The sequence below is a fragment of the Kribbella sp. NPDC048837 genome (assembly GCF_055586945.1).
In genome coordinates this window covers 608,041-632,144 of the sequence record NZ_JBVJHF010000001.1, presented here as the reverse complement: position 1 = coordinate 632,144, position 24,104 = coordinate 608,041, and the positions used below count along the sequence as shown (strand labels likewise).

The 24,104-nt window shown below is 67.6% G+C and carries 23 protein-coding genes and 1 pseudogene; 20 read left to right on the top strand and 4 right to left on the bottom strand.

Features of this window, described 5'->3' with window-relative positions; genetic code table 11:
* The first annotated feature begins 39 nt into the window (after positions 1-39).
* The 4 genes from ACZ6O0_RS03095 to ACZ6O0_RS03080 are packed head-to-tail and all read left to right on the top strand — an operon-like array spanning position 40 to position 4,112.
* Complete coding sequence (locus ACZ6O0_RS03095) at positions 40-1,029, top strand: aldo/keto reductase (RefSeq protein ID WP_465763134.1); 990 nt, start codon at positions 40-42, stop codon at positions 1,027-1,029.
* Positions 1,030-1,084: 55 nt separating this feature from the next.
* Positions 1,085-1,858 carry a VOC family protein gene (locus ACZ6O0_RS03090; RefSeq protein ID WP_465763133.1) on the top strand — a complete coding sequence of 258 codons (774 nt, stop codon included), beginning with the start codon at positions 1,085-1,087 and terminating at the stop codon, positions 1,856-1,858.
* A complete protein-coding gene (locus ACZ6O0_RS03085) occupies positions 1,858-3,228 on the top strand; it encodes an MFS transporter (RefSeq protein ID WP_465763132.1) in 1,371 nt (456 codons plus the stop codon). The genes ACZ6O0_RS03090 and ACZ6O0_RS03085 overlap by 1 nt, the downstream gene beginning before the upstream one ends.
* Positions 3,225-4,112, top strand: coding sequence for a LysR family transcriptional regulator (locus ACZ6O0_RS03080; RefSeq protein WP_465763131.1), 888 nt, complete (start codon positions 3,225-3,227; stop codon positions 4,110-4,112). The genes ACZ6O0_RS03085 and ACZ6O0_RS03080 overlap by 4 nt, the downstream gene beginning before the upstream one ends.
* Before the next feature lie 51 nt (positions 4,113-4,163).
* Here the strand turns inward: ACZ6O0_RS03080 and ACZ6O0_RS03075 are convergent, their stop codons facing one another.
* Entirely contained in the window at positions 4,164-4,847 is a 684-nt protein-coding gene (locus ACZ6O0_RS03075) for a type 1 glutamine amidotransferase domain-containing protein (protein ID WP_465763130.1), read from the bottom strand.
* Between the two features lie 445 nt (positions 4,848-5,292).
* Here ACZ6O0_RS03075 and ACZ6O0_RS03070 point away from each other — a divergent pair, with 445 nt between their 5' ends.
* The 14 genes and pseudogenes from ACZ6O0_RS03070 to ACZ6O0_RS03005 all read left to right on the top strand — a co-directional run bounded on the left by ACZ6O0_RS03070 (position 5,293) and on the right by ACZ6O0_RS03005 (position 20,069).
* Positions 5,293-6,078 (top strand): cupin domain-containing protein, encoded by a 786-nt coding sequence (locus ACZ6O0_RS03070; protein ID WP_465763129.1) that lies wholly within the window; start codon positions 5,293-5,295, stop codon positions 6,076-6,078.
* Positions 6,079-6,105: 27 nt separating this feature from the next.
* On the top strand, positions 6,106-6,645 hold the full coding sequence (locus ACZ6O0_RS03065; RefSeq protein WP_465763128.1) for a DJ-1/PfpI family protein: 540 nt from the start codon (positions 6,106-6,108) through the stop codon (positions 6,643-6,645).
* Positions 6,646-6,652: 7 nt separating this feature from the next.
* Positions 6,653-8,221, top strand: a complete 1,569-nt coding sequence (locus ACZ6O0_RS03060) for a DJ-1/PfpI family protein (protein WP_465763127.1) — start codon at positions 6,653-6,655, stop codon at positions 8,219-8,221.
* 92 nt (positions 8,222-8,313) lie between these two features.
* Positions 8,314-9,489, top strand: a complete 1,176-nt coding sequence (locus ACZ6O0_RS03055; protein ID WP_465763126.1) for a ferritin-like domain-containing protein — start codon at positions 8,314-8,316, stop codon at positions 9,487-9,489.
* A gap of 3 nt (positions 9,490-9,492) precedes the next feature.
* Complete coding sequence (locus ACZ6O0_RS03050) at positions 9,493-10,182, top strand: type 1 glutamine amidotransferase domain-containing protein (protein ID WP_465763125.1); 690 nt, start codon at positions 9,493-9,495, stop codon at positions 10,180-10,182.
* A 286-nt stretch (positions 10,183-10,468) separates the two neighbouring features.
* Positions 10,469-12,406 carry a glycoside hydrolase family 15 protein gene (locus ACZ6O0_RS03045; RefSeq protein ID WP_465763124.1) on the top strand — a complete coding sequence of 646 codons (1,938 nt, stop codon included), beginning with the start codon at positions 10,469-10,471 and terminating at the stop codon, positions 12,404-12,406.
* Between the two features lie 175 nt (positions 12,407-12,581).
* A pseudogene (locus ACZ6O0_RS03040) lies at positions 12,582-13,514 on the top strand (3-hydroxyacyl-CoA dehydrogenase family protein).
* Positions 13,515-13,691: 177 nt separating this feature from the next.
* Positions 13,692-14,504 (top strand): alpha/beta hydrolase, encoded by an 813-nt coding sequence (locus tag ACZ6O0_RS03035; RefSeq protein ID WP_465763123.1) that lies wholly within the window; start codon positions 13,692-13,694, stop codon positions 14,502-14,504.
* A gap of 866 nt (positions 14,505-15,370) precedes the next feature.
* The gene (locus ACZ6O0_RS03030; RefSeq protein ID WP_465763122.1) at positions 15,371-15,733 is read left to right on the top strand and encodes a Clp protease/crotonase-like domain-containing protein; all 363 of its coding nucleotides are present in this window, start codon (positions 15,371-15,373) and stop codon (positions 15,731-15,733) included.
* A gap of 33 nt (positions 15,734-15,766) precedes the next feature.
* Entirely contained in the window at positions 15,767-16,237 is a 471-nt protein-coding gene (locus ACZ6O0_RS03025) for a VOC family protein (protein ID WP_465763121.1), read from the top strand.
* 2 nt (positions 16,238-16,239) lie between these two features.
* Entirely contained in the window at positions 16,240-16,446 is a 207-nt protein-coding gene (locus ACZ6O0_RS03020) for a hypothetical protein (protein ID WP_465763120.1), read from the top strand.
* A 186-nt stretch (positions 16,447-16,632) separates the two neighbouring features.
* Positions 16,633-17,247 (top strand): sigma-70 family RNA polymerase sigma factor, encoded by a 615-nt coding sequence (locus ACZ6O0_RS03015; protein ID WP_465763119.1) that lies wholly within the window; start codon positions 16,633-16,635, stop codon positions 17,245-17,247.
* 56 nt (positions 17,248-17,303) lie between these two features.
* Positions 17,304-17,729, top strand: a complete 426-nt coding sequence (locus ACZ6O0_RS03010; RefSeq protein WP_465763118.1) for an ATP-binding protein — start codon at positions 17,304-17,306, stop codon at positions 17,727-17,729.
* A gap of 12 nt (positions 17,730-17,741) precedes the next feature.
* A complete protein-coding gene (locus tag ACZ6O0_RS03005) occupies positions 17,742-20,069 on the top strand; it encodes a helix-turn-helix transcriptional regulator (protein ID WP_465763117.1) in 2,328 nt (775 codons plus the stop codon).
* 1 nt (position 20,070) lies between these two features.
* On the opposite strand, the gene ACZ6O0_RS03000 is transcribed toward ACZ6O0_RS03005, so the two are convergent.
* From ACZ6O0_RS03000 to ACZ6O0_RS02990, 3 genes are all read right to left on the bottom strand, one after another.
* Positions 20,071-20,424, bottom strand: coding sequence for an alpha/beta hydrolase fold domain-containing protein (locus tag ACZ6O0_RS03000; RefSeq protein WP_465764057.1), 354 nt, complete (start codon positions 20,422-20,424; stop codon positions 20,071-20,073).
* 49 nt (positions 20,425-20,473) lie between these two features.
* On the bottom strand, positions 20,474-21,316 hold the full coding sequence (locus ACZ6O0_RS02995; RefSeq protein ID WP_465763116.1) for an alpha/beta fold hydrolase: 843 nt from the start codon (positions 21,314-21,316) through the stop codon (positions 20,474-20,476).
* A 168-nt stretch (positions 21,317-21,484) separates the two neighbouring features.
* The gene (locus ACZ6O0_RS02990) at positions 21,485-22,141 is read right to left on the bottom strand and encodes a hypothetical protein (RefSeq protein WP_465763115.1); all 657 of its coding nucleotides are present in this window, start codon (positions 22,139-22,141) and stop codon (positions 21,485-21,487) included.
* A gap of 134 nt (positions 22,142-22,275) precedes the next feature.
* Between ACZ6O0_RS02990 and ACZ6O0_RS02985 the strand changes: the two genes are divergently transcribed.
* Positions 22,276-23,406 (top strand): sensor histidine kinase, encoded by a 1,131-nt coding sequence (locus ACZ6O0_RS02985; RefSeq protein WP_465763114.1) that lies wholly within the window; start codon positions 22,276-22,278, stop codon positions 23,404-23,406.
* Positions 23,403-24,056 carry a response regulator transcription factor gene (locus tag ACZ6O0_RS02980; protein WP_465763113.1) on the top strand — a complete coding sequence of 218 codons (654 nt, stop codon included), beginning with the start codon at positions 23,403-23,405 and terminating at the stop codon, positions 24,054-24,056. The genes ACZ6O0_RS02985 and ACZ6O0_RS02980 overlap by 4 nt, the downstream gene beginning before the upstream one ends.
* Positions 24,057-24,104 lie beyond the last annotated feature (48 nt).

Below are 24,104 nucleotides of genomic sequence, written 5' to 3'. Positions count from 1 at the left end.
GTCTTGGACTTATGGCTTGGCGGCAAGCACCGTTGACCCATGCGGCAACGACACTTGGGACGTACCGGATTCACGGCCTCGGCACTGGGATTGGGGTGCATGGGTTTCTCGCAGGGCTACGGGCCGGCCGACGACGGGGAGTCGATCAAAGCCCTGCACCGGGCTGTCGAGTCAGGGATGAACCTCCTGGACACGGCGATGAGTTATGGCCAGGGGCACAACGAGCAGCTGGTGTCCCGCGCCCTGGCCGAGTTGGCCAACCGCGGTGAGGTTCAGGTGGCGACGAAGTTCGGTATCGTCCGGACCGAACAGGGGGTCTCGCTGGACGGCCGCCCCGAGCATGTCCGCGACTATTGCGACGCGTCGCTGAAGCGGCTCGGGGTCGACGTCATCGACCTGTATTACCTGCACCGGGTCGACCCCGACGTGCCGATCGGTGAAACCGTGCAAGCGATGGCTCAACTGGTCGATGACGGCAAGGTGCGCCACCTCGGCGTCTCCGAGGTCACCGCCGGGCAGCTCCGGGCCGCCGATGCCGTCCACCCGATCGCGGCGGTCCAGTTCGAGTGGTCGATGCTGTGGCGCGAGCCCGAGCTCGACATCATCCCGGCCGCGCGCGAGCTCGGCGTCGGACTGGTGCCCTACAGCCCCCTCGGGCGCGGCCTGCTCACCGGCACGCTGGATCACGACACCATCGGTACGAGCGAGTTCCGCCGTACCGATCCACGCTTCCAGGACAGCAACCTCGACCGTAATCTGAGCCAGATCGAGGCCCTGCGCGCGGTGGCCGACAGTCTGTCGATCACCCCGGGGCAGCTCGCGCTGGCCTGGCTGCTGGCCCAGGGCGACGACGTCGTTCCCATTCCCGGGACCCGTCGACTCGACCGGATCGCAGAGAACGCCGCCGCTGCGGACATCCAGCTCGGCCCGGCCGAACTGGAGCGCCTCGATCTCGCCGTACGGCCCGAGGCGTGGGCCGGGGACCGGCGCTCGTTCGCCGTTCCGGCCACGACTCGCACCACGACCTGACATTCACCCCGGCGGCGCCCGCCCGCCGGTCATGACGACCAAGGGGAATGGATCAATGATCACCGTTACCGCCGAACAGCGCGTCCAGCCCGGCAAAGAGGCCAAGCTCGATGCGCTGATGGCCGGCCTGATGGAGAACATCGCCCAGAACGAACCCGGTTGTACCCGCTTCGACTACGTGGTCGACGACACCGATCCGACCCGGCGTCTCTGCATCGAGACGTATCGCGACGAGGTCGCCTTCGCCCAGCACGGCGCCAGCAAGTATCTGGCCGACTTCATCCCCGAACTGCTCGACTGCCTGGTCGAACCGCCGACCGTGGTCCGGTTCGGCGACCGGTTCGCACCGACGGTCGAGGCCAGCTTCTTCCACACCGGCATCGTCGTTCCCGATCTGGACAAGGCGATCGCGTACTACGCGGACACGTTCGACCTCCGTTTCACCGAGCCCGGCGTGTTCAGCATCCCGCGGCTGGAAGACCCCGACCCGCACCCCTTCGAGCTCACCGCGGTGCTGTCCCGCACCGAGCCGCCGTACCTCGAGCTGATCCAGGCGAACGGCGACGGCATCGTCTCCGCGGACAAGTGCGGCCAGATCCTGTACCACGCGTACTGGGAGCCGGACATGGACGCGCGGTTGGACTGGCTGACCACCAGCGGTCCCGGTGTCGACGCCGTCTTCCGGATGGAGGAGGGCTCCACCCCCTTCTCGATGATCACCTCGCCGGATCCCTACGGGAACCGGATCGAGTATGTCGGCACCGACGCCGTCGACCCGCTGACCGAGTGGGCGCGGACCGGGGTCCTGCCGGGCGGGGTCGGGGCCTGATGACCTCGCCACTGCCACAGTCAGCGGCCACGATCCCGGACCGGTCGGTCGGTCGACGCCGCCTGATCACGTTCCTCGGCATCTCGGCCGGGAACTTCCTGGTGCTGCTCGACACCTCGATCCTCAATATCGCCCTGCCCGACGTCCAGCGCGATCTCCAGGCCGGCGGGGCGTTGTTGCCCTGGGCATCGGTTGCCTACACGGTGGTCTTCGCGGGCGTCCTGCTGGCATCCGGAGCGGTCTCGGACCGCTTCGGCGCCGGCCGGCTCTACCGTTACTCGCTGATCGCCTTCGCCGTCCTGTCCTTGCTCTGCGCAGCCGCGCCGAGCATCGGTCTGCTGATCGGCGGCCGCGCCCTGCTCGGGATCGCGGCCGCCGGCATGGTTCCCTCATCGCTTGCGCTGCTGGTGGCCATGTACCCCGAGCCGGCTGTCCGGGCGAAGATGATCGGCACCTGGGCCGCCATCACGAGTAGCGGCCTGCTCGCCGGTCCGCTCCTCGGTGGACTGCTCGTCACCCTTGGCGGCTGGCGACTGGTCTTCCTGGTCAACCCGCCCATCGCCGTACTGTCGTTGGTCCTGGTGCTCGGCGTGGCGAACGTCGTACCGCCGAAGATCCGGCCGTTGGACCGGCCCGGCGTGACGCTGTCCATCGTCCTGCTGGGCTGTCTGACCTTCGGGCTGATCGACGGCGGTACGAACGGGTGGGTCCGTGCGACGCCGCTCATCAGCCTCGCCCTCGCCGCCGTGGCCCTCGTCGCGCTGGTCCGGGTAGAACGCCGGGCCGAGCACCCGGTGCTGCCACCGGCGCTGCTGGCTCGTGCCCAGGTGCGACTGGACATCGTCGCTGCCACCGCGGCCACGCTGGTGTTCTACGGGATGCTCTTCATGCTGACCCTCTGGTACCAGCGGGAGCGTGGATTCAGCGCCCTCGACACCGGCTTGGCCTTCGTGCCGATGACGTTGCCGATGTGCGTTCTGCCGATGGTCACCGGCCGGCTGATCGCGACCTTCGGTGCCCGCCGGCTGATCATCTTCGGGCTCACCTGTGACGTCTTCGCCGGGCTGCTGCTGACCCGGGTCGGCGTGCACTCCTCGCTGCTCTGGATCGTCGTAGCGGAGATCGCGCTCGTCCTTGCCAGTACTACGGCGATCCCGGCGGCGACGGCTGACATGTCTGTGGCCGCCCCCAAGGAGTACGCCGCGTCGGCGCAGGGTGCTTTGAACGCCTCCCGGCAGGCCGGTGCCGCCCTGGGAGTCGCGGTGCTCGGCCCACTCACCTCGCTGCGTACGGCGGGTGTGATCCTCGCGGCCCTGGCGCTGGTAGCCGTTACGCTCTCTGTTCCCGTACGACGCCAGCAACAGCCGTGAATCTGGATCTGTTGCGGACGTTTCTCACCGTTCATCGGGTCGGCTCGCTGACCAAGGCGGCCGCGCACCTCGGGCTGTCACAGCCGACCGTCACGGTCCAGGTCAGGACCCTGGAGGAGAAACTCGGGAAGCAGCTGTTCGTCAGACGCGCCGGCGGCGTGACGCCGACCGGCGTGGCCGACGAACTGGCAGGCCAACTGGGGCTGCATCTGGACGCCCTCGAAGAGGTGATCGACCGGGTGCTGGCGACCGACCCCAGCAATCAGACGCTCCAGTTCGGTGGGCCGCCCGACCTGACCACCGCGAAGGTGATCCCGGCGCTGGCTTGCCTGATCGAGCGCGGGCTGCGGGTGCGGACGTCTTTCGGCCCGCCGGATCAGCTGATCGAGGGGCTGGTCGCCGGCCGTCATGACCTGGTGGTCTCGACGGCACGGCCACGCCAGCCCGGGCTCACGGTCGAGGAACTCCTCGAGGAGGAGTTCGTCCTGGTTGCCGGCGCGGACTGGGCGGCTCAGTTGCCCGCCGATGTCACCGCCGACGGCGGAGCCGCGCTGGATCAGGTGCCGCTGGTGTCCATCGGGGAAGGACTGCCGATCGTCGGGCGATACTGGACGACTGCCTTCAACCGTCAGCCACGGATGCGGCCGGCGATCGTCGTACCGGACCTGCATGCGGTGCTGGCCGCGGTGATCGCCGGCGCCGGCATGAGTGTCCTGCCGACCTATCTGGCGGAGGAAGCGATCCGGTCGGACCAGTTGGTGCGCCTCTGCGATCCGGTGATCTCGCCCAAGAACATGCTGTATCTGGTCAGCCGGACGGGCCTTTGCCAACCGCAGGTGAAGCTCGCCTGGCGTCATCTGATGGCAGAGGCCAAGTATTGGTAGAGCAACGACTGGTAGCCATCGGGTAGCGGACAACCCGATGGCTACTTCAGTTCAGCCTTCGAGGATCCCGAGCACGGCGTCGGCCACACCCTTGGCCGACGCCGGGTTCTGTCCGGTCACCAGCCGTTCGCTGACTACGACACACGGCTGGAAGTTCGGCTTCTTGACGTGCCGGCCACCGCGCTCCTCGAGCTTGTCCTGCAGCAGGAACGGGACGACCTCGGTCATGCCGACCGCGTCCTCCTCGTCGTTGGTGAAACCGGCGAACTCCTTGCCGTCCACCAAGTACTCACCGCTCGACAGCTTGACGTTCACCAGCCCGGCCGGTCCGTGGCAGACCGCGGCAACGACCCCGCCGGTCTCGTAGATCTCGCGGGCGAGGTCACTCAGGCCCGTCTCGTCCGGGAAGTCCCACATCGTTCCGTGGCCGCCGACGTACAGGACGGCCGCGAAGTCACCGGCCTTGACGTCGGCCGCCGTCGGGGTCGATTGCAGTTTCTGCTGCATGGTGGCGTCGGCCAGGAAGTTGTTCTGCACCTCGTCGGCCTGGTCGTGTCCGATCATCGGCGGCTTGCCACCGGCGACCGAGACGAAGTCCACCTCGTAGCCGGCATCCGTGAACACCTTCCACGGGTGGGCGGCCTCCGGGAGGTAGTAGCCGGTCGGACCACCATCTTCACCTAGGCGGTCCTGGCTGGTCAGCGCGAGCAGTACTCGCTGCGGAAGATTCGACATGTCACTCCTCGTGGGAACGGATCGGCTGCACGCAGTCGGCCGGCTGAATGCGGCCGGTGCAGCTCCAACGGGAGTGTAGAAAACAAGTCCGCTAATCACCAATACAATTCCTGATGGAAAGTCATCGAAAAACTGATCGCCTTCCATGTGCATACATCGGCGGCTGGCCGGGAATGTATTCCATGGTCCACGTGACCTCCTTCACAAGTAGCCATTCGGTCAGTGAGACATCTGTTGACCTGTCCGGCGGTCTGTGGTTTCTTGAGTCGGTCCGAATCGCATCGCCCACGAGATCGGGAAGGGTCGCCGCTTGCGCTGAATCACAACAATTCCGGAAATCTCAATGAACTCGAAGCGCGGCCGGGGGCCGAAACCCGCGCATTCCGGCACAGCGCAGCTGCATTCCCACCGCCGCGGCGGTGACCGCCGACAATGTGAGGTGTCTGTGACTGCATCATCGAGTACCGAAACCATCGCGACGACCGCCGACGTCGTGCCGGACCTGGTTCGTTTCGTCGCCGGCAAGGAAGACATCAGGGAGCTGAAGCGGCTCGTCCGGCGGGGTGGCCGGACCCGGAACGAACAGTTCGACTCCGACCTGCACCTGAACGAGATCATCCCCAAGCCCTGGGGTTACGAGTACCGCGCCTACGTGGACGACTTCTTCGACTGCTGGGCGCTGCACATCGACGCCCCGCACGGGACGTCGGTGCATGTTCACCCGCGCAAGCTGACCTATCTGCTCTGCCTCGGCGGCCAGGGGATCACCGCCGGGCTGAGGGAAGAGGTTCCGGTCCGGGCCGGGACGATCCTGCGCATCGCCGGTGGAGCCTTCCACGGCACCCGCAACACCGGTGACGAGCCGCTGGAACTCATCGAGATCGAGGTGCCGCGGAACAAGTTCGACCTGCTCCGGCTGCGCGACGACTACGACCGGACCGGCAAGTCGTACGAGTCCGAGGCGATCGAGCGGCCGGAGCACCCGATGCAGCGGGTGCCGCAGCAGGCGAACGCCCACCTGCGCGCCAGCACGCCGGACGGCCGCTTCGGTTTCGAGATCCGGACCGGGATGGATGTCTTCTACCGGCGCCGTCCCGCCGATCTGTTCTATGTCCCGCTGTGCATCTCCGGGGTGGTGCGGCTCGACGTCGAGATCCTCACCAATACCACCCGTGAAGTGGTACGTCCGGATGTCGAACTGCCGTACCTGTGTATTTCCCGTCTTGGTTGATCGCTGTTCACAGAAAGGTTTACACAAATGTCACACAGCGCGGTGATTGTTACCGGTCCGGGTTTTCAGGACCATGATGTGGTCTACACCTATTACCGGCTCATCGAAGAGGGCTGGGACGTCGCCGTCGCCACGAAGGACGGCGATCCGGTCGTCGGTAAATATGGCGTTCCGTTACCGATGGACAAGACCGCCAAACCGCTGATCGCGTTCGACGACCTGGCCGACGGCGAGTGGGACGCGGTGATTCTCACCGGCGGTCACGAGGCGCCGGACCGGATTCGGCAGGACAAACGAGTGCTTGAATTCGTTGCCGGGATGGACACTGCCGGGAAGGTGGTCGCCGGCCTTTGTCACGGCCCGTGGATCATGGTCAGCGCCGGCGTCCTCGAGGGCCGTACGGCCTGTGCCTACATCGGGCTGCGTGACGATGTGATCAACGCCGGCGCGACCGTCGTGGACAGCGACGTGATCGTCGACGGCAACATCATCACCTGCTCGTACTACGCCTACGTGGGCGTCTTCATGCGGGCCGTCTTCGAGACCGTCGAGAAGCTGGCAGCCTAGTTTGTCCATGCTGATCCTCGACTTCGACGGCGTCATCTGCGACGCGTTGGAGGAGTGCGCGCTGGTCACCTGGTTCGGTCTGCTCGACCGGGTCCCGCCAGAGCCCGGTCCAGCCCTGCTGGACCAGGTGCCCGCCGCGTTCGTCCAGCGATTCGCCCACGTCCGGAACTATTCGCGACTGCTCGACCACTTCGCCGTGGCGGGGCTGCCGGCCGCGGCAGAGGTCCGGACGCAGGCCGAGTTCGACAAGCTGTTCGCTTCCTTGGATCAGCGCGAGGTCGCCGAGTTCGTCACGCGCGCCACGGCCGTCCGTAATCGGCTCCGGGAGACTGACCGGGACTTCTGGCTCGGCCTGCACACCTTGTACGACGGTGTCCCGCAACTGCTGAGGCGCCATGCGGGAAAGGTGGCCGTGGTCACGGCGAAGGACGAGCCCTCTGTCTGGGAGATCCTGCGCCGGTACCGGCTGGACCGCACGGTGACGGCTGTCGTCGGGGAGTGTGCGCGCAAGCCGGAAGCGGTCCGGAGGCTCGCCCGGCAGGCCGGTGTGGCGACACGCGACCTGATCTTCATCGACGACAACCTCACCAACGCCGTCCGGGTCCGGGGCACCGGAGCGCAGGTGTTCTGGGCGCAGTGGGGATATCAGATCCCCGAGCACCGGGCCGAGGCGGCCAGGCACGGGATCCGTTCGCTCGAGCTCTCCGAGCTCGGATCCGTGCAGTTGGCCGCCTCCCGACCATCGAGACTTCCACAGATCGGAGCCACCACTATGACCGTCACCAAACCAGACCTCCTCCGCCGCAACGGCCGGACCCGGAGCATCACCCCGGAACCCGAGCCCGAGACGCCGCTGATCCGCTCCATCGGTGTGCTCGCCTACGACAAGGTGAGCGAGCAGGACTGCCTGACACCGTTGGAGATCTTCAAGGGCGCGGCGATGGTGATCAGCGGCGCCATCTCCCCGTGGGAACGGGAGACCGCACCGGACAGCCTCGAGGTGCAGTTGGTCGCCGTCACCCCGGGCGTGGTCACTATGCAGATGGGTACGCAGGTCGTGCCCGACGCCGCCCTGGACGACACGCGGACCTACGACCTGCTCTACGTGCCGGGCGGGGTCGGCTCAGGCGAGATGGCGAAGGACGAGCGCGTCCTGGAGCTGGTCCGCCGCCATCATGATGAAGGAAAGGTGGTCGCCGCCAACTGCTCGGGCGTGGGTGTGTTGGCACGGGCCGGGATCCTCGGCGGCAGCCCGATCACCTGTGTCGCCGCGGTCGCACGAGGGCTGCGAGGCGAGGGCTACAACGTGCCGACCAGCCGGCGGATGTGGATCGGCAGCCCGGAGGAGCGGATCTGGACGGCGACGGGTTCGTACGGCGTCAACGGCAGCGCCGTCGCGATCGTCGCGCACTACCTCGGCCGGGAGGTCGGCACGATCGTCTCGATGATGTTCGACACCTTGAGCGGCCTCGGTGAGGTCATCTTCGAACCGGTCGGACCGGAGTTCTACGAGCACCCCGAGCTGGAGAAGTCCTTCCAGGATCTCTTCGAAGACATGCTGCTGCCCGCCAGCTGAGCAAAGCCGTGCCGTGCGGCGTACGGCGTCGCACGGCACGGCTCGATTCCATCCGCACAGGTTCCAGCCCGATCGACCAGCGAGGTAGCCCGATGACCCAGTCAGCCTTCTCTCCCGCGCAGCGTCAGCCGGCCACGGCGCGCGACCTGCACTGGATTCGCGGTGCGCTGCAGAGCGCCATCTCCATCGAACACGCCACGATGCCGCTGTACTCGGCGGCGATGTACTCCCTGGAAGTGCAGAACTACCCCGCCTACAACACCCTGCGGTCGGTGTTGATGGAGGAGATGCTCCACATGGCCGCGGCCTGCAACGCCTTGGCGGCGATCGGTGGGGCGCCACGCATCAAGAGCCTCGACCCGACCGCCATCCACACCGGCCTGGCCGGAACCGTCGCGCCCGGTCTGACTGCGAGGTTCGCCCGGTTGTCCCGCAAGCAGCTCGACACCTTCATGCGGATCGAGTCGCCACTGGAGCTGCTGCCGGCCGACCAGCAGGGCCTCCGGTACCCGACGATCGCCAGCTTCTACACCGAGATCAAGACCGCGATCGAGGCGAACTCGGATCTCGTCGCCGCTGCTATCCGCGGCCGGCGGGTCGCCAACCAGGTCGGCGGAAACCTCGGCTATGCAGTGATCGACCCCAAGGGCAGCGACCCGGTCGGCCAGATCCTCGCCAGCCTCGACCTGATCATGGACCAGGGTGAGGGATTCGGCGCCAGCACCCTGTCGTCCGGCGCCGGTTCACAGGACGAGCTGTCGCACTACGCCCGGTTCGCCGAGCTGAGATTCGGTCGTACCTACACCGGTCCCGACGAGCCGGCACTCGACAGCATCACCGCCGAAGGCCAGCGCCGGTACTTCCGCGGCGCCAAGATCGCCTGGCCGACGGTCATCAACTCACTCGCCGTCCCCGCGGACGGCTACGCGGCCATCCTGCGGCTGGACCCCAGCGGTGTGGACGTACTGCGCGAGTTGCGCGCGTTCGACGCCGCCTATACAAGGATGCTGGCTGCGCTCGATGACGCGTGGAACGGTCCTGCGGACCAGTCCTGGCCAAGTCTCGGCCGGGCTGTCTTCGAGATGAACGAGCTGCGGGTGATCTCCTGCTTCAACATCCTCCGTCAGCAGGTTCCGGTCGCGGCCGTGGCCAAGGTCGATGAGCTGTACCCGTTGGAAGCGCCGGAACTACGTGCTCTGTCCGACTTCTCCCAACCGCTGTACTACGGCCCGCGGTTCCTCAACACCAGCCTGAATCGCGGTCGGTGAGGGATGAGGCGATCGCTTTCACGGCGGGCTCTCTTCGTACTGACCAGCCACGGCGAACTCGGTGACACCGGCAGACTCACCGGCTTCCATCTCGGTGAGACCTCGCTGCCTTGGCAGAAGCTGACCCGGGCCGGCTACCAGGTCGACCTCGCCTCGACCGACGGCGGCCGGCCACCGATGGTCGGTCATGATCCCTCGGCGCCGGCGGAGGTTGACTTCCTTGCTGATCCGGCTGTCCGGGCCGCGCTCGACAAGACGATCCCGGCCGAGCAGGTCGACCCGGGTCGCTACGACCTCGTGTACTTCGTCGGGGGCCACGGCGGCATGTGGGACTTCCGGGGCAATCCGGCACTCCACGCGATAGCTCGATCTGTGTACGAGGAAGGCGGGTTGATCGCGGCGATCTGCCACGGCCCCGCAGTACTGGTCGATCTGGAGCTGAGCGATGGCAGCCGGTTGGTAGCCGGCAAACGGCTGACCGCGTTCCCCAGGGCGGATGAGGCCGCGAGGGAACTCGACGCCGTGGTGCCGTTCTGTCTGCAGAGTGCGCTGGAGAACAACGGCGCGATCTACAGTTGCGGGCCGGACAAGGCAGCGCATGTCGTCACCGACGGCCGGTTGCTGACCGGACAGAACCCGGCCTCCGCGGCCCGGCTGGCGGACTGCTTGGTCGAGGCCTGCGCCGTCCCGTGACCGAATTGTCGTCATCGGCAACATACTTGCGGGTGAAGAGAAGGGGGTAAACCTCCCGGTCAGCACATCGGTTCGGAATAACGTTGCCTGACGCAACAGTCAGGCGAACGGCCGGCCAGATTGTCAGCGGGCCACCCAGAACGTGCCGATGTCGCGGTGTTCGTAGACGGCGGCGCTGGAGAGGTCGTCGAGCCTGAGTCGCGTCACAGGCTGGCGTCTGCACGGGCGTTCAGGCTCATGATGGTTGGAGCGATGGGTGAGATCCGTGTAAGGGAGGGGGAGGGGAATGACGCCTGAGTCTCTCGCGCGCAGTCTGGCGACTTCTGGTGATCTGCACGAAGGGCCGGGGCGGAGCGTGCATCCGCCGATCGCGGACTATGCGTTCCTGTCGGATTGCGAGTCCAACTGTCTGGTCGCTCCCAGTGGGGCGGTGGAGTGGATGTGTCTGCCGAGGCATGACTCGCCGAGTGTGTTCGGGGCGATTCTCGATCGCGCCGCGGGGAGCTTCCGGCTTGGTCCGTACGGCGTACAGGTGCCGGCCGCACGCCGGTATCTGCCCGGCAGCCTGATGCTCGAGACGACCTGGAAGTCACCGACGGGCTGGCTGATCGTCCGTGATGCCCTGCTGATGGGGCCGTGGCACAACCTCTCCGAGCGGTCCGTGACGCACCGCCGTACGCCGACTGACTACGACGCTGAACACTGCCTGCTACGGACCGTCAAGTGCGTCAGCGGCGCCGTGGATCTCTCGATGGTGTGCGAACCGATGTTCGGCTACGGCCGCCGAGAAGCACACTGGCGTTACGACGGTCCTGGTTACGGTGAGGCGGTGGCGCACTGCCCTGAGTCGGAGCACGACGTGACGCTGAAGCTGACGACCGATCTACGCCTCGGTCTGGAGGGCCGCACGGCCCAGGCACGGACTCGGCTGGCGCAGGGCGATACGGCGTTCGTGGCGCTGTCGTGGTCGGTTCTGTCGCCGCCGCGGACCTGGGCGGAGGCCCTGGGGAGGATGGGGCGGACGGCGGAGTACTGGCGGCAGTGGATCAACGTCGGCGTGTTTCCGGATCACCCGTGGAGCCCTTATCTGGTGCGTAGCGCACTCACCTTGAAGGGACTGACCTTCGCTCCCACCGGGGCGTTGCTCGCGGCCGCGACAACCTCGCTGCCGGAGACGCCGGCCGGTGAGCGGAACTGGGACTACCGGTACTCGTGGGTGCGGGACTCCACGTTCGCTCTGTGGGGGCTGTACACGATCGGGCTCGATCGGGAGGCGAACGACTTCTTCTCCTTCCTCACCGAGATGTGCGACGGCGATCACGACATCCAGATCATGTACGGCATCGGCGGCGAACGCGAACTGCCCGAGCAGACGCTGGATCACTTGACTGGTTACGAGGGCGCGAGACCGATCCGGGTGGGCAATGCCGCTTACCTCCAAGGCCAGCACGACGTGTGGGGAGCGATCCTCGATTCGGTGTATCTGCATGCCAGGTCGCGTGATCAGGTGACGGAAAGCCTGTGGCCGTTCCTCAAGCGGCAGGCGGAGGCGGCGTCGAAGCATTGGCGTGAGCCCGACCAGGGGATCTGGGAATCACGCGGTGAACCGCAGCACTTCACCTCGTCGAAGTTGATGTGTTGGGTGGCGATGGATCGTGGCGCCAAGCTGGCTCGGCTGCACGACGAGCCCGTCTGCGCTGACGACTGGCAGGCGGTCGCCGACGAGATCCGCGCGGACATCTGCGCGAACGGTGTCGACGACAGAGGCGTGTTCGTCCAGCGGTACGGCGCCACGACCCTGGATGCCTCGTTGTTGCTGCTGCCGTTGCTGCGGTTCCTGCCGGCTGACGATCCGCGGGTTCGCGCCACCGTACGGGCGATTGCCGACGAACTCACCGAGGACGGCATGGTGCTGCGCTACCGCGTCTCGGAGACCGATGACGGGATGCACGGTGCCGAGGGAACGTTCACGATCTGCTCGTTCTGGCTGGTGTCCGCGCTCGTCGAGATCGGCGAATTGGCCGAGGCCACCGCACTGTGCGAGAAGCTCCTGTCCTACGCGAGCCCGCTGGGCCTGTACGCCGAGGAGATCGACCCGCTGAGCGGCCGCCACCTCGGCAACTTCCCGCAGGCATTCACTCATCTGGCCATGATCAACGCCATAACCCACATCATCCGCGCCGAGGAAGCAGTTGCATCGACCACCTACGTCCCCGCGCAGTGAGTTCGTGCTGGCGTGTGACATGCGATTCGCGGCGCGCGAGTCGGCGATCCTCGGGCAGTTCGAGCCTGCGTTCGGTCTGCTCCCCGGAGGCGGTGCCACTCACCATCTCGTTCGCCTGATCCAGGGGGCGGACTGAGGTTTCCACTGGCGCGACGGGTCGCTGCCGGAGCGATGGTTGTTGCATCAACCAAACCGATGGGGACACATCCCGTTCGACAGGAAGGACAACCGACAAGACCGCCCGTATCGGCAAGGTCGTGGTGCTGGGGACCGGCGTTCTTGGCTCGCAGATCGCGTACCAGAGCGCGTACTCCGGCTTCGACGTTACGGCGTACGACATCAGCGACGAGATCCTCGAGAAGGCGAAGCACGGGTTCGCCGACCTCGCGACCCGCTACGAGAAGGAGGTGGAGGGGGCGTCCGACGGCTCCGCTCAGGCGGCCCTGGCGAGGATCACCTGCACGTCGAAACTCGAGGACGCGGTCCGCGACGCGGACCTCGTGATCGAATCGGCTCCGGAGCGCCTCGAGATCAAACGCGACCTCTACACGAAGCTGGGCCGCTCGCCCCGGAGAAGGCCATCTTCGCCACCAACAGCTCCACGATGCTGCCCAGTTCGCTGGCGGACGCGACGGGCCGGCCTGACCGGTTCCTTGCGCTGCACTTCGCCAACTTGATCTGGATCCACAACACCGCCGAGATCATGGGCCACGACGGCACGGATCCGGTGGTCTACGCCGCGGTGGTCGACTTCGCGCGCCGGATCGGGATGGTCCCCATCGAGCTTCACAAGGAACAGCCCGGGTACATCGTGAACTCGCTGCAGGTCCCGTTCCTCCAGGCCGCCCAGACCCTCGTCGTCAACGGCGTCGCGGACCCGGAGACGGTGGACACGGCATGGCGTACGGCGTGAGGAGCGCCGCACGGCCCGTTCCAGGCCCTCGATGTCATCGGGCTCACGACCGCCTACAACATCGACGCGGTCGGCGACGAGGATTCCCGGGCCAACGCCCGCTACCTCAAGGAGCACTACATCGACCAGGGCAAACTCGGCCGCTCCACCGGCGAAGGCTTCTACAAGTACGACACCGAGGCCCAAGCATCCTGAGCCGAACACACGCAGGGCGTCCGACCCCGGACGCCCGGCGGCTGCGTCTGCGACCGGTGTCGTGAACGGCCCTGTGCCGAGGTCGTCTGACGCGCTCGTGTCACATCTCGCCGGGCTGTTCGGACGTAGTGGTGTGACTCCGCAGATCGTATACATCGCCGGAAAGGATGCCCCCTGATGAAGACCATCGTTCTCGTCCACGGCTTCTGGGTGACGCCGCGCAGCTGGGAACACTGGATCGACCGCTACCAGCGGGCGGGCTACAACGTTGTCGCACCTGCCTACCCGGGATTCGAGGTTGAGGTCGAGGCACTCAACGCCGACCCGACGCCGATCGAGGCATTGACGGCGCCGGCGATCATCTCGCACCTGGAGTCGGTGGTCGGCGCCCTCGACGAGCCGCCGATCATCATCGGCCACTCCGCGGGCGGTGCGTTCACGCAGGTTCTGCTGGACCACGGATTCGGCGTCGCGGGCGTGGCGATCAACTCCGCGCCGACCGAGGGCGTGCGCGTCATCCCGCTGTCCCAGCTCAAGGCGTCGTTCCCGGTACTGAAGAACCCGGCGAACCGGCACAAGGCCGTCGGCCTGACGCCCGAGCAGTGGAAGTACACGTTCGCCAACACCTTCACCGAGGAAGAGTCCCTCGAGCTCTACAAGCGGTACCACGTCCCGGCCTCCGGGCGGATCTTCTGGAACAGCGTGCTGGCGAACTTCGAGCCCGGCCCGCAGGACGTCCACGTCAACTACCACAACGACGACCGGCCGCCGCTGCTGTTCATCTCCGGTAGCGAGGACCATCTCATGCCGCCGAGCGTGCAGCGGTCCAACGCCAAGCACTACAAGTCATCGAAGACCATCACCGAGGTCAAGGAGTACGAAGGCATGCCACACCTGCTGCCCGCGCAGAAGGGATGGGAAGAGGTCGCCGACTACGCCCTGGCCTGGGCCGTGAAGCAGGCCGGCTGGCCGGCCGCGCCCAGCGCCTGAAGGTCGTCCGCGTCACGGGCTCTGCTCGCCGTTCGACGTAAGGAGAAGTGATGGTCACCGATCGCAACGATCCGACCAGCTTGAGACCGACATCAAGCCGTTGTTCCGCGAAACTGACCGCCAATCGATGCTGACGCACTTCGACCTGTGGTCACACGACGACGTCAGCCGACATGCCGAGGCCATCCTCGCGCGCCTCGGAGACGGCACCATGCCCTGCGACGGGCCTTGGCCCCAAGCGCAGATCGATCTCTTCAACGGAGGACCGAAACCGGAACCCGCAAGTAGGCGGCGCTGCAGCCGCCTGACCCGTGGAACCACCCCGACTACGCGGAGTGGCCGCGTCGGCTGAGCGCCAGACGCCCTCGCGGAAGTCACCGCCCAGCATCTTGAGATCGTCTTCCTGGTCGCCCGCGGCATGACGAACGCTGAGATCACTGACTCGGCTGACAGTGCCGGCCCGTGCCCGGGCTTCTGACCCGGGCATGTCACGGATGCGAGCCGGGTTCGCGGCGGTGGATCGTGGAGCGGCGAGCCGAGTACGTCGTCCTCTCGGGAATGCCGAGGCCAAGCAGGCGACGCACTGGCCAGGTCACGCCGGCCAGTGCGGGCGACGAGCAGCGCAGGAAGCGAGGCGGACGTGGCGAAGATCAGTGCGGCCACCGGACCGGTCAGCAGGGCGGGATGAGCACGGCGCGTCGTCGGTAGAGGCCGTGCGGGGGGTCAGGATCGACATGCTCGCGGCGATCGCTCTGCTCTTCGATGCTCGCGCCGCGCAAGAAGTCGATCCCGCGTTCGGCTTCGACGGCTTGAGCAGCCTGCCGGTACGGCGGGACTGTGGTGGTACCCAGATCGGAGGAGGACCAATGACCAACGGCCCACATCTGGCGGTCGAGCGGATCACGCCGCGGTACTGGCGCGTCACCTTCGACCACGGCCCGATCAACACGATCACCGCCCAGACCGTCGAGGAACTGTCGCAGCTCGTGGGCGAGATCGAGCGCGACGAGGACCTCACCGCCGTCGTGTTCACCAGCAGCAACCGCGAGTTCTTCCTCGCGCACTACGACACCGACGACGAACTGCCGCCGGCTCTGAGTGCGTTCTTCGCCTCGTCGGCACGTCCGGCAACCCAGGCCCGGCTGAAGGCCCTCGCCTCCTGCGGCCTCGGACAGATCAGCGAGCTCGAGCGCCGGCTCGGCGAGCTCGGCCCTGCCGCCAGGCAATGAACCAACCATCTGACTCGACACGAAGGAGAACCCATGAGCTCGAACCAGTTCAGCATCCCGTCCCCGCCTGAAGGGCAGGACCTCGCGAAGACCCCGATGAGGTTCGAGGTCACGCCGATCCCGGTCAGCGACTTCGACCGCGCGAAGGCCTTCTACCAACAGCTCGGATGGCGCCTCGACATCGACGCCCGGATCAGCGACCAGCTGCGCGCCGTACAGTTCACCCCGCCCGGTTCGCCGGCTTCGATCCAGTTCGGCCCGGCCGGAGCGGCACCGCTGCAGCGCCTGATCGTGGTCGTCGAGGACATCGAAGCGGCGCGCGCCGAGCTCGTCCACCGTGGCATCGAGGTGAGCGAGATCTCGCACGGCGCGCTGGGCCAGCCGCCCGAGCCCGGCCGCGATCCGGAGGGTCGCTCCTACACCAGCCAGGCGTCCTTCGCCGATCCCGACGGCAACCGCTGGGTCCTCCAGGAAGTCACCGAACGCATCCCGGGAAGGGTCTAGTCATGGACGTCGAGCCGCTGTCACAACTCCTCCAGGAGACAGCCCTGCACCACGGCGCCTTCGAGGCCGTCGCACCACCCCACGGTTGGTGGGACTGGTACGCCGCCTACATGGTCGCCCGCGAACAGGGCAGCAATCCGGAGCAGGCCTCTGCAGCCGCCAACCAGTACATGGCAGACGTCAAGCACATCGTCGTACCGACCGCCTGACACCGTCCCGCCCGACCCACAAAGCCCAGGTCACCTGACCTGGGCTTTGTACTTCCGTAGTCAGGACGGATCCCGTGGTTGGCCCGACCAGGGGATTGCCTACGGAGCTGCCAGGGCGCGATGGCGGCGCCGGCGACGGAGCGTGAAGGGAGTCCATTTCCAGAGCGCAGGAGGGCCGGAAGGGTGATGGAAGAACTATCGGATCTCGACGAGGCACTGGCGACGTTCGTCGAGATGCGGCCGCGGCTGATGGCGATCGCGTACCGGCTGCTCGGCAGCACGACTGAAGCCGAGGACGTCGTCCAGGAGACTTGGCTGCGCTGGCAGAGGACGGACCGCACGGCCGTATCGAACCCGCAGGCTCTGCTGGCGACGATGACCACTCGGCTCGCAATCAATGTGAGCAAGTCTGCCCGGTGGCGGCACGAGACCCTGGTCGATCGCTGGGCCACCGAGGCAGTCGAGGCCGGCGACGACCCGGCGGTCCAGACCGAATGTCACGAAGCAATCGAGGAGGCAGTGCGTCTCATGATGGCGAGACTGACTCCGAGTGAGCGTGCCGCCTACGTGCTCCGGGAGGCGTTCGGCTACCCGTACCGGCAGATCTCGCAGCGACTCCAGGTCGGAGTGGCCAACGCCAGGCAGCTGGTCAGCCGCGCCCGCGCGCATCTCGCCGCCGACGCACGCACGGTGGCGAACTCGGGCCCCCACGAGCCCTTCTTGCACGCGTTCCTCAACGCCGCCCGGGCCGGCGAGTTCGCCGACCTGGAGGAGGACCTGGCCGCCGATCTGGCGGCCTGACGGTCGTTGCCACCCTCACTGCCCGGAGCTTAGGCTCGGCTATTGGGCGGTGGTCGATGGCGATCCAGCTGCAAGGCCGACAACGCGAGTGCGAGACGCTCGATCGGCTCGTAGTCAGTCTTCGAGCCGGGCAGAGCGCTGCGCTCCTGCTCCGCGGCGAAGCCGGAATCGGCAAGACTGCCCTGCTGGACTACGTTCAGGCCCACCCCGCCGCGAGCCGCGTCGTGCGAGCAGCCGGCGTCGAGTCCGAGCTGGAGCTGGCGTACGGCGGCCTGCACCAGCTGTGCGCCCAGCTACGGCCGCACCTCGCCAACCCCGGGTACGACGCTCTCAGTACCGCGTTCGGCTTGACTCCGGGTGATCCGCCGGACCGCTTCCTGGTCGGCGTCTCGATGCTGAACCTGCTGACCGAGGTCGCCGAGGACGAGCCGCTGATCTGTTTGATCGACGACGCTCAGTGGCTGGATCGGGTGTCCAGATAGACCCTTGCCTTCGTGGCCCGCCGGCTGCTGGCCGAGAGGGTGGCGCTCATCTTCGCGGTCCGTGACCCCAACACCGCCGATGAGCTGTCCGGCCTGCCCGAACTCGTCGTGACGGGTCTGGACTTCAGCGATGCCCGCGCTCTGCTGGACCTGGCCCTCAGGGGTGTCGTGGACGAGCGCGTCAGGGACCGGTTCGTGGCCGAGACACGAGGCAATCCGCTGGCGCTGCTGGAGTTGCCCCGCACTCTGTCGACCGGCCAGCTGGCGGGTGGCTTCGGACTCCCCGACGCCCCGGACGCGCGTGCGCTGACCCGCCGGATCGAGGACGGCTTCCGGAGCCGCCTCCAGTTGCTGCCGCCCGAGTCTCGGCTGCTCATGCTGACCGCCGCTGCCGAGCCGATCGGTGACGCCGCCCTGCTCTGGCGGGCTGCCGAGCGGCTGGGAATCGGGCCTGACGCAGCCACACCGGCGGAGTCCGCCGACCTGATCGACATCGGTGCCCGAGTACGGTTCCGGCATCCGTTGATCCGTTCGGTCGTCTACCGGGACGCCTCGCAGCCGGACAGGCGCAGTGTGCACGGTGCCTTGGCCGAAGCCACGGACGCGGCAGTGGATCCTGATCGGCGAGCCTGGCACCGCTCCCACGCTGCTGTAGGGCTCGACGAGGCGGTGGCCGCGGAGCTGGAGAGCGCCGCCGAGCGGGCCCGGGCGCGCGGTGGTCTGGCCGCCGCCGCTGCCTTTCTGGAGCGAGCCGCCAAGCTGACACCGGATCCGGTACGGCGCGCCGGGCGAGCCCTGGCCGCCGCCGGCACCAAGTTCCGGGCCGGCGAACCGGACGCCGCCTACGAGCTGCTCGCCGCCGCGGAGATCGGCCCGCTGGACGACCTCCAGAGCGCCCACCTCGCGCGGCTGCGAGCCCAGATCGTCTTCGCCCGCCAGCGCAGCGGCGATGCCGGACACCTGCTTCTCGATGCGGCCAACCGGCTCGAGGACTTGGGCGACCCGTTGGCGCGGGAGACGTACCTGGAGTCGCTCAATGCGGCCATCTTCGGCGGCCGGCTCGGCGACGTCGTGAAAGTGGCCGAGGCAGCGCGCGTGGCTCGTCCGGCCCTTGCGCCGGCCGGTCCGATGGACCTCCTCCTGGACGGGGTCGCCACGCGATTCACCGAGGGGTATGCCACCGCCGTAGAACCACTGCGGAAGGCTCTGCACGCCCTCCGCGAGGACGGCACTCACGGTGCCGCCAGGCTCGAGCACTGGATGTGGCTGGCCTGCCCGGCCGCGCCCGAACCGGTCGCGCCCGAGCTCTGGGATGACGAGGCCTGGCATGACCTGTCCACCCGCGCGGTCGAGTTCGGTCGAAGGCTCGGAGCCCTCGGCGTCCTCCCGGTGGCATTGTCGTACCGGGCCGGCGTTCACGTGCACGCGGGAGAGTTCGCTGCGGCGGCTTCACTCATCTCCGAGTCCGACGCCCTCGCCGCAGCAACCGGCAGGGCGCCACTGCGGTACTCCCGCCTGATGCTCGCCGCCTGGCGTGGTGTGGAGGACGAGGCCATGCAGACGATCAAGGCCGGGGTCAAGGACGCGACCGAGCGTGGCGAAGGCCGCGCGCTCGCGTTGGCCGAGTGCGTGACCGCCGTGCTCTACAACGGTCTTTCGCGGTACGACGCTGCTCTCGACGCAGCTCGCCGTGCCTGCGAGCAGGAGGATCTCGGATTCTTCGGCTGGTCCTTGGCCGAGCTCGTCGAGGCGGCGGCGCGTACCAACGCCGACAAGACAGCGGCCGAGGCACTGCAACAGCTCGAGCAACACGCGGGCGCGGCCGGGACCGAGTGGGGCCTCGGCGTCCTGGCCCGGTCGAAGGCACTACTTGCCGAAGGCCCCGCCGCCGAGGCCCTCTACCGAGAGGCGGTCGAACGGCTCGGCCGCACGCGTGTCGCCGTACACCTGGCCCGTGCCCACCTGGTGTACGGCGAGTGGTTGCGCCGCGAGCAGCGTCGCCAGGATGCCCGGTTCCATCTGCGCGTCGCCTACGACAGCCTGGGCGACATGGGCGCGAAGGCGTTCGCCGAACGGGCCCGCCAAGAGCTCGTCGCGACCGGAGCGACAGCGCGGAGGCGGCAGGTGGAGACGCGTGACACCCTCACCGCACAAGAAGCGCAGATCGCCCAGCTGGCTGCCGGCGGGCTCACGAACCAGGAGATCGGCAGCCAGCTGTTCCTCAGTCATCACACCGTGGAATGGCATCTCCGCAAGGTGTTCACGAAGCTGGCCGTCACGTCGCGCAGACAACTCACCCCGACCCTGATCGACGCCGCGAGCCCGGTCCTGGCGGTCTGACCTACTTGACGCCGAGTGCCTTGCGGAGCACGTGGATCGCCTGCCCCATCGCACCTGTGACGGCCGCGGACTCACCCAACGGGTTCAGCATCATGAAGTCGTGAATCGTGCCGTTGTAGCGGACGCTCGTGGTGCGGACGCCGGCCTCGGTCAACTTGCGGGCGTACGCCTCGCCCTCGTCGCGCAGTACGTCGTTCTCGTCGCCGCGCCGGGTGTGGTCAGGCAGGTAGGCGTCCCAGAACCAGGCCATTCCCTTGGCGGTCAGGAACGGTCCGTCGGCGAACTCGCGGTAGCTGTCGGTGTCCTGCGCGGCGTCCCTCACCGGGTAGTACAGCGACTGGTGCACGAACGTGATCCACTTGTCGTCGACCGCGGGCTTGTCGATCGGAGCTGCCTGGCTCGGGTCAGCTGCGCGCGGCCTGCTCGATCACCCTGGTGACGACGCCGGGGGCGGACATCAGGCCGAGGTGCCCGGCGTCGTACTCGGTGATGGTCGCGCCGGCCCGCTTGGACATGGCCCGCTGTGCGCCGGCCGGAATGATCTGGTCCTTGACGCCGATCGCGCTCCAGGACGGGATCGTCTTCCAGGCCGGGGTTGCGGACGGCTCGTTGAGTGCTCCCAGTGCGCCCGGTCGCTGGGTCGCGAAGACGAGGTCCTTGTCGTGGGAACTCAGTCCGGTCGCGAACGAGGCGAAGACGGTCGACCGCTTGAGGTAGACGTCGGTCGTGGGGGAGGGCGGCAGCGTGGGAGGTACGAGGTCGAAGACGGTCGCCGGGTCGGCCGCGAGTGCCGAATCCGGCCCGACGAGCTGGAACGGGGTTTCGCCGGTGTCGGGTGCGAAGGCGTTGACGTAGACGAGGGCCTTGACGTTCGTGAGCCCGGTGGCCGCGTTGGTGATCACGAAGCCGCCGTACGAGTGGCCGACCAGCACCACCGGTCCGGTCACCGTTTGCAGGAAGGCGCGCACCGACGCCGCGTCGCCCGCTACCGAGCGCAGGTTGTTGGGGATGGCGCGCACCGTGTACCCGTCGTCCTGCAGTCGCTCGGTGACGCGGTTCCAGCTCGAGGCGTCGGCCCACGAGCCGTGCACCAGCACGATGGTCGGCTTCGCCCCACGCTGTTCGCGGGCAGCGCTCTGCGCCGGGTTGAAGCTCGCCAGGCCCAGCGCCGCGGCGGTCAGCAGAAACGCCAGGGTGCGCCCGCGCCGTCTGGGACGGCGAGCGCGGTTGGTCAGGGGAATTCTCATGGATCTGTTCTCTTCCGTGCGATGGACAGCCGGCCGCGTGCCGGTTGACTCATCACTATGTCCGCGCACCGTCCCGCGATGTGACAGCTCTGCAGGACGTCACACCTCACCCTGGGGTGCCTGATCCTTGTGGACAACGCGTTCCCGCGCTCCGGCGTACGTCATTGCCTAGAGCAATGAGGTGCCTTCGATGTGCCGAAGATTCGGACGCGATGCGCCACGGCGTACCGTCCGGACGGCCAGCGCCCAGGCGGCCATCATGGGAACCGTGCCGGCTCCCGCGGACAGCACACCACTCAACGCGATGTCGAGCGGCAACCAGCTGAGCAGCAGCGCCGGAACAAGCCAGGGCCGGAAACCGTCGCGAAGCAAGGCGATGCCGAGCAGCAGTGAGCCGACCACCGCGAGCAGGAACCCGGGCATGCCGGCCGCGACGTAGGCGATATCGAGCCCGATCCAGAAGAACCCGAACACTCCGAGGGCCATCAGGGTCAGGCCGGGCAGGGTCAACCGCCAGCCCCAGCGCTCGAGGCGTCCCGGAAGCCGGCTCTTTCGGACCAGTACCGCACTGACGATGGTGGCTGCGATGAGGACCGGCCATCCCTTGCCATACGTGCGGTAGACCGTGTCGGCGTCCGCCCAATCCAGCAGCGGCCGCAGTGCGCGTGCGGCGGGATCGGCCCAGCTCCGGACGATGCCGCTGTCCAGGTCTTCGTGTCCGTCCGTCGTCGCGAAGCGCGCCAGCGCGTGCAGCGGCGCCAGTACGGCCGCGACGCCAACCGGCACCCAGGCCACCTTCCTGATCAGCCGATGTTCGTGGTCCATCTCTGCCTCCCCGGATCGGATCGTTCGCGTCGACCGTAGGTCCGGTACGGCGTTCTCTGCGTCGGCTTCGGGATTGGCCTGTTCTCCAACCTGGGATTGACCCGCCGAGCGGCGGACCGATCTAGCATCGAAGCGTGAGGTGGGGATTTCCGCCGGTCTTGCGCGACGCCGCAGTGCCGGCCGTACTGGGCGTCGTCGCCACCGTCGAGCTCTTGGCCCTCGATCTCCCGGGCACAGGCGCGGCGCTGGCCGTCGATTGGATCGCCTGTGCGTTGCTGGTGCTGCGCCGGCGGTTTCCGCTGGCCGCCTGTACGCTCGCGGGCCTCGTGCTCATCGCCCCGGTGGTGGGTCGCGTCGACGATGCGGCGGCGCCCATCTTCATCCTCGCGCTGGCGACCTTCACCGTCGCCCGGCGGCTCCGTGGTGTGCGCGCCTTGGTGCCGATCGGGCTGTTCCTCGCGGCCCTGCTCTGGGGCTACCTCCGGCTCGATCGACCGCTGGATGTCTCCGACCTGGTGTTCGTCCTGGCCATCGTGCTGCCGCCGTACGCGTTCGGTCTGTTGATGCGCTCCCTGGACGACCGCAACGCGAGGCTGGCCGAGCAGGCCGCGCTGCTCGTCAGGCACCAGGAGATCGTTCGGCAGGAGGCGATCACCGCCGAGCGGACCCGGATCGCGCGCGAGTTGCACGATGTCATCGCCCACTCTGTGAGCGCGATGGTGGTGCAGGCCGCTGCCGCTCGCGACCTGGTACGGCAGGATGCGGACGGTGCGGAGGCGGCGATCGACGAGGTGATGACCGCGGGACGCGAGGCTCTCGGCGAGACGGGCAGGTTGCTGCGGCTGATCCGCGACACCGACGACGAGCTCGGGCTTGCTCCCGACCTGGGACTCGACCACCTACCAGATCTGGTGGACCGGTTCCGGCGCAGCGGCCTGCGCGTGGATCTCGCCGTCGAAGGGCAGCTGGATACTTTGCCGTCCGGTATCGACATCTCGGCGTACCGGATCGTGCAGGAGGCGCTGACCAACGCACTCCGGTACGCGACCGACCGGATGGCATCGGTCCGTCTCACCCGTTCGCCGACGGTGCTGCTGATCGGCATCGAGAACCGCACCTCCGGTCTGTCGGACGGCGGCGGGCTCGGACTCCTCGGAATGGCCGAACGCATCGCTGTGTTCGACGGCCGACTCACGCATGGTGTGACCGACGACGGACGTTTCGTCCTGACCGCCAGCCTGCCGCTCGCGCCGGATGCCCGATGAACAGCGTCGTGATCGCCGATGACCAGGACCTGGTGCGATCGGGGCTGGCGCTGGTGCTGCAGACCCGTGGCTTCAGCGTGGTGGCGGAGGTTGCTGACGGGAGGCAAGCGATCAACGCCGTACGGCGTACCGACGCGGACGTCGTCCTGATGGACATCCGGATGCCCGTGCTGGACGGCATCGGCGCAACGCGCGAAATGACCCGGCTCGGCTGCCGGACCAAGATCCTGATACTGACCACCTACGACCTGGACGAGTATGTCTACGACGCGCTCCGGGCCGGCGCGGCCGGGTTCCTGCTGAAGGCGACGCCGCCCGACGTTCTCGCCGCCGGAATCCGCACGGTGGCCGCGGGGGAGGCGTTGCTCGCGCCTGGAATCACCAGGCGACTGATCGAGGAGCACATCAGCAGGCCGCCGCCTGTGCAGGGCGTGCCGACAGCGCTGGCGGTGCTGACACCGCGGGAGGTTCACGTCCTCACGGAGATCGCGCGCGGCAGGTCGAACGACGAGATCGCAGCCACCCTCGTGGTCAGCGAGGCGACGGTGAAGACGCACGTGAACCACATCCTGGCCAAGCTCGACCTCCGCAGCAGAGTGCAGGCGGTCGTCCTAGCCTACGAAACAGGCCTGATCACCCCCGGCCGCTGACGCGGTCGGCGCTGGATGGCTGCAACTAGTCATTGATTGGGTGGATTG